Source organism: Blautia sp. CGZ-1-C1 (assembly GCF_056504575.1).
In genome coordinates this window covers 1-10,147 of record NZ_JBWLUT010000185.1, presented here as the reverse complement: position 1 = coordinate 10,147, position 10,147 = coordinate 1, and the positions used below count along the sequence as shown (strand labels likewise).

Genomic DNA, 10,147 nt, shown 5'->3' with positions numbered 1-10,147 from the left:
TACAAAAACCTCCTACGAATCAATATCTGTACAGGATATTATACTATTTTTCTCCCCAAAAGTACAGTTCTTCATACATTCTTTAGAATTGATGTATATAATTTTATGATTCCGCCATAATACCTATCACAGGCACAACAATTCGTCATCTTATTCAGGAGGCAGACATGCTACAGCAGATCTTTCTCGGATTTATCGGACTATGCTCCGGCTTTATCATTGCCGGAGGACTGATCGGGCTTCTGATCGGGGCTCTCGATCGTCCCGCGTTATGCAGGCATAACACATACCGCAGACCATATCATGCTATATGAGGACATTACATTATTCGGAACAGAGCTTGGAAATCTGTTCTATCTCTTTCAATGGAACATCCCTGCCGGTACTCCTTTTTTGATTTTATACGGGCTCTTTTCAGGAATCTTTCTCGGAGGATGGATCATGGCACTTGCAGAAATGGCAGATATTTTTCCCATCTTTGCAAGAAAAATCCGTTTCCAAAAGGGCCTCTCCTTTACCATTTTGTGTGTAGCATTCGGCAAAGCAGTCGGCTCACTGATTTACTATTATAACGGATGGCTTCCATGATTTCCAGATAATTATTATAAAAGAAAGGAGAACATAGAAAATCTTATGTCAGGTAATATTTCAACTCAAAAACAACAAAAGCAGCAAAAACAATATCAGGACTACGTAAAAAAAATCACCCCTGTTCACAGCCTGGGGCTAAATATGTGCAAAGCCTTTTTCACAGGCGGTATCATCTGTGTTCTGGGACAGTTTATCCTAAATTATGCCAAAAGTCTCGGACTTGACAAAGATACTTCCGGTTCCTGGTGTTCCCTTATTCTGATACTGATCAGCGTTATCCTTACCGGTCTTAATCTTTATTCCAAAATCGGAAAATTCGGAGGAGCCGGAGGTCTTGTGCCAATCACCGGGTTTGCCAACTCTGTCGCCGCTTCCGCCATCGAATACAAAGCAGAGGGGCAGGTCTTTGGCATCGGATGCAAGATATTCACCATCGCAGGTCCCGTAATTCTGTATGGAATTTTAAGTTCGTGGATTCTTGGTGTTATTTACTATCTTTTCACATAACTGTTCCATGCTTTTGTAGATACAAAATCAATCAGATATTCGCAATTGAAGCAGGGGACTTACTTGATTTGGTTAAAATATTTTGCGAAACAGCCAACTACCGAATATTTATCTTTTCAGATTTATCTCACAGGAGGTTTCATATGAAGAATCAACTAACTCTCGGTACATCCAGTGTCTCATTTAAAAATCCCGTCTTTATCCAAAGCTGTGCCTCGATTGTCGGTCAGAAAGAAGGCGAAGGCCCATTAGGATCCTGTTTCGACAAAGTATGCGAAGATCCCTTGTTCGGTACGGATACATGGGAAGCAGCCGAAAGCACTATGCAAAAAGAAACCGCATTGCTGGCAATCCGGAAAGCCGGTCTGCAGGCATCTGATATCCGTTTTCTTTTCGCCGGTGACCTGCTCGCCCAGACTGTTGCATCTTCTTTCGGAACAGCAGATCTTGGAATTCCGTTTTATGGTCTTTTCGGTGCATGTTCCACTATGGGCGAGTCTCTTTCCCTTGGCTCTTTGTGTGTAGCAGGCGGCTACGGAAAGCATATCCTCTGCGCTACCTCCAGCCATTTTGCCAGCGCAGAAAAGGAATTTCGTTTTCCCCTGGGATATGGAAATCAAAGACCCCTATCTGCTACCTGGACGGTCACTGGTTCCGGAGCCTGTGTACTCGGATACGAACCTCCATCCCGTTCTGCTGCCAAAAACTCCAACTCTCTCCGCCATCAAAATACCTGTGCCGTCATAACAGGAATCACCACCGGCAGACTGGTTGACTTCGGATTTAAGGATTCCTTTAACATGGGCGGATGCATGGCTCCTGCCGCGTGCGATACCATAGCCCAGAATCTAAAAGATTTCAACCGCAAGCCTGAAGATTACGATGCTATTTTCACAGGTGATCTCGGCCTGATAGGTCAGAAAATCCTCTTCGACCTTCTCTTAGAAAAAGGATTTGATATCTCTTCCATACATCAGGACTGCGGCATGTTGATTTATGACTCAGAAACTCAGGACACACATTCCGGCGGCAGCGGATGTGGATGTGCTGCTTCTGTTTTAGCCGGACATATATTACCAGGTATCATAAATAATAACTGGAAACGAATTCTATTTGTCCCCACCGGAGCATTGTTATCAAAAGTAAGTTTCAACGAAGGGGACTCTATTCCCGGAATCGCACATGCCGTTGTTATTGAACAATATAAAGTTCCTGAGATGATGTAAATAGAAGGAGGAAAAACATGGACTATTTTAATGCTTTCTGGACGGGAGGACTCATCTGTGCCCTGGTTCAGATTCTGCTTGACAGGACAAAACTTATGCCTGGCCGTATTATGGTACTTCTGGTCTGCACCGGTTCTGTTTTAAGCGCCATTGGCATTTATCAGCCGTTTGTAGAATTTGCAGGAGCAGGCGCATCTGTTCCTTTGCTCGGATTTGGCAATGTATTGTGGAAAGGAATAAAAGAAGCCATCGATGAAAATGGTCTGATCGGACTTTTTATGGGTGGTTTCACCGCATGTGCGGTCGGTGTCTCCGCAGCTCTTATTTTTTCTTATCTCGCAAGCCTTATTTTCAAGCCGAAAATGAAAGGATGATTTGACATGAGCGATACTCTCTATCTGCAATTAGATCAGAATATCCAGGTAACCCACCCGCATATTTACCTGCAGGACATAGCGAAACTCTCCTGCAGCAACAGCAAAATTTTAAACCGTCTGCGTGTAATGCCTGTAGCAAATCTTGCACCTGATAAACCCGGCCGTTACGTGATGTCTGTCATGGACCTGATCACTGAAATTCAGAAAAAAGAACCAGATCTTGAAATCAATACGATTGGTGAAGAAAACTTTATCATTACATTTAAGAATAAGCCTGGTCCCGGCATCATCTGGCAGTGGTGTAAAATTATTTTCGTCGGTCTGGCTACTTTTTTCGGTGCCGGATTTTCTATTATGACATTTAATAATGACGTAGACGTTGGCAGCCTTTTTGATCAGATTTATACACAGGTTACAGGACAGGTTTCCAATCATTTTACTGTTCTGGAAATCACATATTCCATAGGAATCGGGCTTGGCGTCCTGTTCTTCTTTAATCACTTTGGTCATATGAAGATCACCACCGATCCCACTCCTATGCAGATACAAATGCGCCTGTACGAAGATGATGTCAATAAAACTATCATAGAAGATATTGACCGGATGCAGAAAAAGTGATATACTTTCAGCCGAGTGTTCGAAACCTTCCACTCGTAAAAAAAATACTAAAGGAGATAATTGAATATGAAAAACAAAGGTACACAGTTTCTTGTAGAGGCGGCTGCAATCGGAGCTATTTATGTAGTTCTGACAGTTTTATTTGCACCGCTTAGTTATGGCGAAGTCCAGATCCGCTTTTCTGAGGCACTGACAATTCTGCCATTCTTTACACCAGCTGCAATCCCGGGATTATTTGTCGGATGTATCATCGCCAATCTTTTTGGCGGCGCGATTCCGGTAGATATCATCTTCGGAAGCATTGCAACACTGATCGGTGCTGTATTTACTTACAAGCTTCGCAACTGTAATCGTTTTCTTGCACCGATTCCGCCAATCGTGGCGAACGCAGTCATTGTACCATTCGTACTCCGTTTCGGATACGGAGTGAATCTTCCGATTCCGCTTATGATGCTGACTGTAGGTGTCGGAGAGGTTGTTTCCTGTGCTGTAATAGGACTGATTCTTCAGACAGCTCTTCTGAAATACAAGAATGTAATCTTCAGATCTCAGAGAACCATGTAAGTCATCGAAAGCAACCCAAACCATAACCAATATAACTTAACGTATATACGCAAACACAAAAAGAGTATGCAAAACAAGTGATATTTACCTGCTTATCGGGAAATATCACTTGTTATCTGCATACTCTTTTTCTATTTACCACCTGATATATACTATGTCTGGTCTTTTAATTGTTTTAAAATTCTTTTCTCCATTCTGGATACCTGCACCTGTGAGATTCCCATCTCGGCAGCAATTTCTGTCTGCGTCATATCTTTAAAATATCTCATATATATCAGCTGGCGTTCTCTTGCATCCAGCTTCTTTAATATTTCATCCAGAAAAATACGATTCAACGCAGCATCCTGTCCATTTTCTTTTTCCTGAAGCCTGTCCATAAGCGAAATATCATTTCCATCACCCTGATAGATAATCTTATGCAAAGACTCAACTTCTGCCCCCGATTCCAGTGACATCACCACTTCATCTACAGAAAGCTGTGCACTTTGGGCTATTTCCTCCATTACCGGTTCTCTCCCCAGTTCTTTTTCCAGTTTTTCCCTTGCGCTGTAAATCCTGACACAATTTTCTTTCAGGCTCCTGCTTACTTTTAAGATTCCATCATCCCGAAGATATCTCTTAATCTCACCTGCGATCATCGGGATAATGTATTATAGTGGAAATTTTGAAATTTCCTTTATCCAATAGGGTAATTATCTTGAATAAGATATATGAAATTTTACACGCAAGAAGATATATCCCCTTGCGATGTATTAACTATAGAAATGTAATTTACTGTAGTGTCAAAAGATCATTATACTCAATTTCAACATAATCATTCGATATTTTGATCTTTTTGATATATTCACGTACAGTCTTCTGTCTTTCATTAAAAGACATGAACTCCCAGCTGTCAGCAACACTTTTGAATGCTTTAGCTCTTGCTGTCATATCTTTAGCTCTGGTGTTCTTTAATGTGTACTGTTCTATCTGTGTATTCAGATTTTCCAGTTCTTTATTGATCTCACCAATCGTCTCCAACAGGACACTATTATTGGTATCGGATGCATATAAATTATACAGGGATTTCAGCTTACCTTCAAGAATCTGATTCTCCCTGGTTCATAGCTTCAAATCCTTTTTGATTTTGCTGTTCTGATTTTTCCTCGATTACCTCATACTCCTTTGATAATTTCAGCATATCACTAACAACAACTTCTTCAACTTCAGCTGCATCCAATTTTCCATTCTGGCAATTTGGATTCTTAACCAGGTGCGGTTTACTATGGTCTAATGAGTAACAGTAAATCATCACTCTTCCACCGCTCCATTTTTGATAACGCATCTTTGCCCCACATAATCCACAATATATTAACCCAGTAAGTAAATACTGTGATTTATGAGAAGTTGCTCTCGTTCTTGTTTTTCGCAATTCCTGAACTTCATCAAACAGTTTTTTATCAACTATCGGCTCGTGAAGACCATCAACGATTTCCTTATTATATTTGAGCTTTCCAACGTATGTCACTCTGGATAACATATCGGACACTTGTTTGTCTCCTTTTAAATCGGACATCTTTGCCAGTGCATACGTGGAATAGCCTTCCTTATATAATTCAAAAATCTTTCTGACTGTTTCTGCATCTTTATTTGGCACAAGAACGTCATCACCGTTATTATAGTCATAACCAAATGGTGGTTTCGTCCCTCTCCATTTTCCGGTTTTGATTCTCTCTGTAATTCCCATCTGTGTACGTTCACGAATATTTTCACGTTCATACTGAGCAAATACAGATAAGATACCTACCATTGCTTTTCCATATGGTGTTGTTGTATCAAAGTTCTCATTTAAAGAAATAAATCCAACATCATTTGCTTCAAACACATCTTCCAAAAGATAAATCGTATCTTTCTGACTTCTGGACAAACGATCAAGTTTAACAACTACAACTGATTCCACTTTGCCCTCTTGAATTTCTTTAATAAGACGTTTCATCTCCGGTCGATTCAGATTGCTTCCTGAATAGCCACCGTCAATATACAGATCATAATTATCAATCTCCTGATAATTACAATACCTTTCAAGCTTCTCTGTCTGAGCACCTACTGAATATCCTTCTTCAAACTGAAAATTTGTAGAAACTCTGATATACAATCCTGTTTTTTTATTATTTGAGGTATTCTTTCCAATTCTTATGTTTCTCACCTCGCTCTTTCCTCCTCTCACGTATACTATACCATCCTTCCAGAAAAATTTCAACTTATTTTATTTGTCTAAGTATGTTATATGAAATTTCTTCTTTCAGCTGCATCGACTTTAATATTATCAACTGCTCCCATCTCTTTATTCATCTGATATAAGATCTGACGAACTACCGGGGAATCCAATTTGAATCTTTCTAAATCTTTATCTTCGATCACATTACCATTTGCATCATATCTTCTTACAATTTTTAATGCCATCGCAATCCCTCCCTTTATAAATCATATTCAATCGTCTCTAAAAAATCACCAGAACCGCTCGTCCTGTATTGTCATTCTTTTGTGTTATCTACACTTTATGACGTCGTTTTCTGTTGAATTGTCGAAAGCAGGAATATCATTTCTCACTTTCGTTCATTCCCATTTGAATCTGTACTGCTTTCAGTACCCGATCCAGGCTCCACTTGTTTACTCTTCCGCATTTCTCAATAATGCATTTTGTAGAAATGCTCATAACCTGTTCAGCCAATGCCAGGCTTCCTTTTCGGATTCCTGTCATATCGTATTTACTGATAAATACATGTGTTGGTAGATACCGCTTCTTATATATTCTTGATGTCAGCGGAACTACTGTAATGACTGAACTGTATGTATTGGCTTTGTTGTTACTTACTACGATCACCGGTCTTACTCCACCCTGAACCGAAGCTGTGCTGGGAACATACCGAAGATCCGCCCATAAGATATCTCCTCTTCGAATCGTCACTTGTCATCTCTCCAATCTTTTTAATTTGTAAAGCATTCATAGCGCTATATTCGGCTCACACAGGAATACGGCAGAGTTCCTTTCCAAGATGGAAAACTCTGCCGCATAACCTCTATAGCCAATTTGATTATTAAACAGTGCTCGCTCGATTCTATTTATCCTCGATACCCCGAATCGTTACTCCTGCATCTGCAGGAAGGGAATAATAACCTGTCCGGATGCTACACTCCGGACCACAACCCAAAAACTCTCGTTTCCAGGCTCTGGCAGTTCATAGGTTTACCAGTTACAGACTTCTCAGGGTCTGCAAGTGTATCGCATCTCACACATGTCATCGCATCACACCAGCCTGCCGACTGGCTTTGGTCAGTGCTTTTTCGCAGTATTATTAGCTCAAAAAAGTTTCTTACGTCTTATAATCCTATAGCGGCATCTTCCTCGTGCTCACTGTATGAAATGTCACGTCAGTTATTATTGGATATTCAGTTTTCATGGTGCATTTTAGGGAGTCCTTAAAGCTCCTCTAATTACTAAAGTCAAATGACTTCGGCAGATGCAAAAAAATTTCCGAAATTTTTTAAAAAATTTTTTTCATATACATTTCACGCATTTTATTAAGGATCGTTTTCAGCTTGTAAGCTAATACCTGTCTGGAAATCCCCATAATCTCTGCCATCTGTGTCTGTGTCTTGTTTTCAAAGAAAATGCCGTAAATAATCATGCGTTCCTCGGTATTCAGCTGATCGATCACTTTATGAATATCCTGCTGTTCCATTTTCGTCAGTACACTGTGCTCCACGTCACAATTCAGATCCGGGTAATCTTCAATCATGAATCCTTCCCCATCAATGGACTGTCCACTGTAAGGTACCTCCCGCAGCATCTTATCCACGACTTCCCCCAGTTCGTTCTTAATCTCAACTTTTTTTGCCTTGCTACTTCTGTAAAAATTGTTCATCGCATACGCAACTTCTCTTGTAATCTCGATCATTTCTCCATCAATATTTGCGTAGTACTTTCCGTCATAAAAATATGGGTGTTCAATATACATATCCGTTCCTCCTGAATTTGAAATCTTGTTGCTCGTTTCAAATCCAGAAGGCGGACCTCTGTTTAGGATCATGCCTGCTCCGCCTTTATCCTGCCGGGACATACCCGCAGTTATTGGCTGAAAAATTCAGGCACAAAAAAAGCCCCAGTAGTTTTTTCTTAACTACTGAGGCTTTCGTCTCTTTCTTATATTCAGTTATCTATGCCCTCTTTCATCAGCATAATCATTGTATCAGGATAAAGTTCACAAAGTATCCGCAATACGTTCCCATAAGTTCATGCCATTATTAGAATCGTACATATTTCAGTGTAAAAAGTTCACCGTGTTATTCTTCTACTTCTTTTCCATCTATATATATTTGAAATTTATCAGGATTATTGACAACATCATAGTCCTTTCCATATTCTACAGGTCTGTATTCGGCTGTCATTACCGATTCCCCGTCTTCAATATCCTCTTTCCATAAATAGATGTTCATATCAAGGCTCGTCGCATATCCCCTGTCTGTAGAGAATTTTGTCGAATGAAAAGAATCATCCTTGTACATCTGCAAAAGTTCTCTTGCAAACGCTTCCCTATCCTCAATATTTTCCCGATTAGCGACCACAGTTAAATTTTCATCCCGATTTATGGAAAATGTTCCTACTACATCCGGTTCACCTCTCTTATGCCACCGGATCTCAGTTTTCCCATAAATACTTCCTGCAGCAATTATCAAGATCACTGCTCCTGTTATCACTGCAATTATCTTTTTCTTCATATTTTCATTAATTTCCTTTTAATTGTTTTACTGCGTAATTGATTACTTCTTCCGGTGTGGGTCTGTCTCCTTTAAGTGTCATTTTCTTCCATTTTTCCTGCACAGCTGGATCAGGATTATCAAAGCCTGCATCTATGGCTATCTGCATTTCTCTTCGTACTTCTTCTGGTGTTGTGTTGTACTTTTCTGCAATCTTCTCATAAATAGTTTTCTCTCTCATTCATTTTCCTCCAATATAAAAAGAATTACATCTTGTTCTATGGAACTAATTTAGCATATTTCTATCGTCATGAAAAGACACTTTTCAACTTAAAGCTGGATAAAGGGGCAAAAAAAAGAAGAGCTACTTGCTCTTCTCAGTTTTGTCATATCTATTCTTCCAATAATGTATGGATTTACTTTGATAATTTTTTTCTGCTCTTTGATCGGAAGTTTTTCTATTTTCTCTGCCAGCTCATTGGTAACACCTGTAACTGAATGTGCCACAACATCAATCAAAAGAGTATCTGCAGAAACATCTAATGCATTTGCAATTGCAACAAAGGTATCCAATTTTGTAACTTTCAAGCCTCTCTCTATTACACTCACATGCGTCGGACTTAAATGTACTAATGCAGCCAGTTCCTCTTGCGTGAGATTTTTTGCTTCTCGTGCTGATTTGATTCGCTGTCCTACTGCTTTCAAATCCATCGTAACACCTCCTCCAGAACGAATAATCGTTCTGAATTTAGTATACTTGTGAATATCTTAAATATACAGAATCGCAAAACCAAGTTCTAATTCTATAGAACTATATTTCAAGATTTTCTTTGCATATTCGTAAAAAAGCGTTATGATAGAATCAGTTAAATCAAAAGGAGGTATCAAATCATGAAATCGCATAAATACTGGTCCCTCGGAGCACTTTTCTGTATGTTGGGATGCATTTATTCTGGAATCAGAAAATCTATGACTGCACATAAATATTTTGCCTATTCTTCATTGCTTTGTATGGGCATGTCCATTTATTCCGGTCACAAACTGGTTTCTCCAAAGAAGAAAAAAATCACTGAATCAAATAATAGTGAGAATAGTTAAACAAAATTTTATATCTAATTTGCGATTATCCGCATAAACACTATACTTTCAAGCACTTTGAAGTATAGAAAATTATTTAATTTACCACGAATTTACCACAATTGAATGAGCCTTGATATGACAATAAAATAGCACTAAAAAGACACCCTTTACACCTGAGTGGTGTCTTTTGTTAAAAAGCAGTCAATCCTAAGACTAACTGCTTTGTGTGTATGGATATAAAGTTGTCAAACTGGGATTGTATGTTGGAAATTCTCTGCATCAATCACATCATCTTCACCTATTTCTATGAAAGTGGTGCTACTATCTGTTGAAACGTTTTTAGATACTGACATATTAAATATTATCAAGAGGATATTCAATAGCACAATTACTAGGAATATAACCCCAGCAATTTTCCAAATTTTTTTGCTACGCCTATTCTTAATT

At 39.2% G+C, this 10,147-nt stretch carries 17 protein-coding genes and 1 pseudogene; 8 read left to right on the top strand and 10 right to left on the bottom strand.

Annotated elements, in window-relative coordinates; genetic code table 11:
- The first annotated feature begins 167 nt into the window (after positions 1 to 167).
- The 7 genes from AC058W_RS16985 (at position 168) to AC058W_RS16955 (ending at position 3,883) form a co-directional block, all read left to right on the top strand.
- Positions 168 to 314 carry a hypothetical protein gene (locus AC058W_RS16985; protein WP_479390391.1) on the top strand — a complete coding sequence of 49 codons (147 nt, stop codon included), beginning with the start codon at positions 168 to 170 and terminating at the stop codon, positions 312 to 314.
- On the top strand, positions 304 to 588 hold the full coding sequence (locus AC058W_RS16980) for a stage V sporulation protein AB (protein ID WP_479390390.1): 285 nt from the start codon (positions 304 to 306) through the stop codon (positions 586 to 588). The genes AC058W_RS16985 and AC058W_RS16980 overlap by 11 nt, the downstream gene beginning before the upstream one ends.
- A gap of 45 nt (positions 589 to 633) precedes the next feature.
- Positions 634 to 1,098, top strand: a complete 465-nt coding sequence (locus AC058W_RS16975) for a SpoVA/SpoVAEb family sporulation membrane protein (protein ID WP_117675268.1) — start codon at positions 634 to 636, stop codon at positions 1,096 to 1,098.
- A gap of 143 nt (positions 1,099 to 1,241) precedes the next feature.
- A complete protein-coding gene (locus AC058W_RS16970; protein WP_117675269.1) occupies positions 1,242 to 2,324 on the top strand; it encodes a stage V sporulation protein AD in 1,083 nt (360 codons plus the stop codon).
- A gap of 17 nt (positions 2,325 to 2,341) precedes the next feature.
- A complete protein-coding gene (locus tag AC058W_RS16965; protein ID WP_117675272.1) occupies positions 2,342 to 2,698 on the top strand; it encodes a SpoVA/SpoVAEb family sporulation membrane protein in 357 nt (118 codons plus the stop codon).
- A gap of 6 nt (positions 2,699 to 2,704) precedes the next feature.
- Positions 2,705 to 3,319 carry a stage V sporulation protein AA gene (locus AC058W_RS16960; RefSeq protein WP_117675273.1) on the top strand — a complete coding sequence of 205 codons (615 nt, stop codon included), beginning with the start codon at positions 2,705 to 2,707 and terminating at the stop codon, positions 3,317 to 3,319.
- A gap of 66 nt (positions 3,320 to 3,385) precedes the next feature.
- Positions 3,386 to 3,883 (top strand): QueT transporter family protein, encoded by a 498-nt coding sequence (locus AC058W_RS16955; RefSeq protein WP_117675275.1) that lies wholly within the window; start codon positions 3,386 to 3,388, stop codon positions 3,881 to 3,883.
- A gap of 152 nt (positions 3,884 to 4,035) precedes the next feature.
- On the opposite strand, the gene AC058W_RS16950 is transcribed toward AC058W_RS16955, so the two are convergent.
- The 9 genes from AC058W_RS16950 to AC058W_RS16910 all read right to left on the bottom strand — a co-directional run bounded on the left by AC058W_RS16950 (position 4,036) and on the right by AC058W_RS16910 (position 9,331).
- Positions 4,036 to 4,521, bottom strand: coding sequence for a sigma-70 family RNA polymerase sigma factor (locus tag AC058W_RS16950; protein ID WP_479390389.1), 486 nt, complete (start codon positions 4,519 to 4,521; stop codon positions 4,036 to 4,038).
- A gap of 133 nt (positions 4,522 to 4,654) precedes the next feature.
- Complete coding sequence (locus AC058W_RS16945) at positions 4,655 to 4,903, bottom strand: hypothetical protein (protein ID WP_479390388.1); 249 nt, start codon at positions 4,901 to 4,903, stop codon at positions 4,655 to 4,657.
- Positions 4,904 to 4,961: 58 nt separating this feature from the next.
- Positions 4,962 to 6,068 (bottom strand): recombinase family protein, encoded by a 1,107-nt coding sequence (locus tag AC058W_RS16940; protein ID WP_479390387.1) that lies wholly within the window; start codon positions 6,066 to 6,068, stop codon positions 4,962 to 4,964.
- Positions 6,069 to 6,145: 77 nt separating this feature from the next.
- The gene (locus AC058W_RS16935; protein ID WP_008688169.1) at positions 6,146 to 6,325 is read right to left on the bottom strand and encodes a hypothetical protein; all 180 of its coding nucleotides are present in this window, start codon (positions 6,323 to 6,325) and stop codon (positions 6,146 to 6,148) included.
- 136 nt (positions 6,326 to 6,461) lie between these two features.
- Complete coding sequence (locus tag AC058W_RS16930; protein ID WP_479390386.1) at positions 6,462 to 6,830, bottom strand: type II toxin-antitoxin system PemK/MazF family toxin; 369 nt, start codon at positions 6,828 to 6,830, stop codon at positions 6,462 to 6,464.
- Positions 6,831 to 7,407: 577 nt separating this feature from the next.
- A complete protein-coding gene (locus AC058W_RS16925) occupies positions 7,408 to 7,881 on the bottom strand; it encodes a sigma factor-like helix-turn-helix DNA-binding protein (RefSeq protein ID WP_476389402.1) in 474 nt (157 codons plus the stop codon).
- Positions 7,882 to 8,206: 325 nt separating this feature from the next.
- Positions 8,207 to 8,641, bottom strand: coding sequence for a hypothetical protein (locus AC058W_RS16920; protein ID WP_479390385.1), 435 nt, complete (start codon positions 8,639 to 8,641; stop codon positions 8,207 to 8,209).
- 7 nt (positions 8,642 to 8,648) lie between these two features.
- Positions 8,649 to 8,861: a sporulation initiation factor Spo0A C-terminal domain-containing protein gene (locus tag AC058W_RS16915; protein WP_054335624.1), complete on the bottom strand. Its 213-nt coding sequence runs from the start codon at positions 8,859 to 8,861 to the stop codon at positions 8,649 to 8,651.
- 89 nt (positions 8,862 to 8,950) lie between these two features.
- The gene (locus tag AC058W_RS16910; RefSeq protein WP_479390384.1) at positions 8,951 to 9,331 is read right to left on the bottom strand and encodes a helix-turn-helix domain-containing protein; all 381 of its coding nucleotides are present in this window, start codon (positions 9,329 to 9,331) and stop codon (positions 8,951 to 8,953) included.
- 180 nt (positions 9,332 to 9,511) lie between these two features.
- Between AC058W_RS16910 and AC058W_RS16905 the strand changes: the two genes are divergently transcribed.
- Positions 9,512 to 9,718, top strand: a complete 207-nt coding sequence (locus AC058W_RS16905; protein ID WP_054752894.1) for a DUF6219 family protein — start codon at positions 9,512 to 9,514, stop codon at positions 9,716 to 9,718.
- 227 nt (positions 9,719 to 9,945) lie between these two features.
- On the opposite strand, the pseudogene AC058W_RS16900 reads toward AC058W_RS16905, so the two are convergent.
- A pseudogene (locus AC058W_RS16900) lies at positions 9,946 to 10,147 on the bottom strand (hypothetical protein); the annotation flags it as partial.

Coding starts and splice junctions, on each gene's coding strand:
- AC058W_RS16985 (WP_479390391.1), top strand. CDS start 168: ATGCTACAGCAGATCTTTCTCGGATTTATCGGACTATGCTCCGGCTTT.
- AC058W_RS16980 (WP_479390390.1), top strand. CDS start 304: ATGCTATATGAGGACATTACATTATTCGGAACAGAGCTTGGAAATCTG.
- AC058W_RS16975 (WP_117675268.1), top strand. CDS start 634: ATGTCAGGTAATATTTCAACTCAAAAACAACAAAAGCAGCAAAAACAA.
- AC058W_RS16970 (WP_117675269.1), top strand. CDS start 1,242: ATGAAGAATCAACTAACTCTCGGTACATCCAGTGTCTCATTTAAAAAT.
- AC058W_RS16965 (WP_117675272.1), top strand. CDS start 2,342: ATGGACTATTTTAATGCTTTCTGGACGGGAGGACTCATCTGTGCCCTG.
- AC058W_RS16960 (WP_117675273.1), top strand. CDS start 2,705: ATGAGCGATACTCTCTATCTGCAATTAGATCAGAATATCCAGGTAACC.
- AC058W_RS16955 (WP_117675275.1), top strand. CDS start 3,386: ATGAAAAACAAAGGTACACAGTTTCTTGTAGAGGCGGCTGCAATCGGA.
- AC058W_RS16950 (WP_479390389.1), bottom strand. CDS start 4,521: ATGATCGCAGGTGAGATTAAGAGATATCTTCGGGATGATGGAATCTTA.
- AC058W_RS16935 (WP_008688169.1), bottom strand. CDS start 6,325: ATGGCATTAAAAATTGTAAGAAGATATGATGCAAATGGTAATGTGATC.
- AC058W_RS16925 (WP_476389402.1), bottom strand. CDS start 7,881: ATGTATATTGAACACCCATATTTTTATGACGGAAAGTACTACGCAAAT.
- AC058W_RS16920 (WP_479390385.1), bottom strand. CDS start 8,641: ATGAAGAAAAAGATAATTGCAGTGATAACAGGAGCAGTGATCTTGATA.
- AC058W_RS16915 (WP_054335624.1), bottom strand. CDS start 8,861: ATGAGAGAGAAAACTATTTATGAGAAGATTGCAGAAAAGTACAACACA.
- AC058W_RS16910 (WP_479390384.1), bottom strand. CDS start 9,331: ATGGATTTGAAAGCAGTAGGACAGCGAATCAAATCAGCACGAGAAGCA.
- AC058W_RS16905 (WP_054752894.1), top strand. CDS start 9,512: ATGAAATCGCATAAATACTGGTCCCTCGGAGCACTTTTCTGTATGTTG.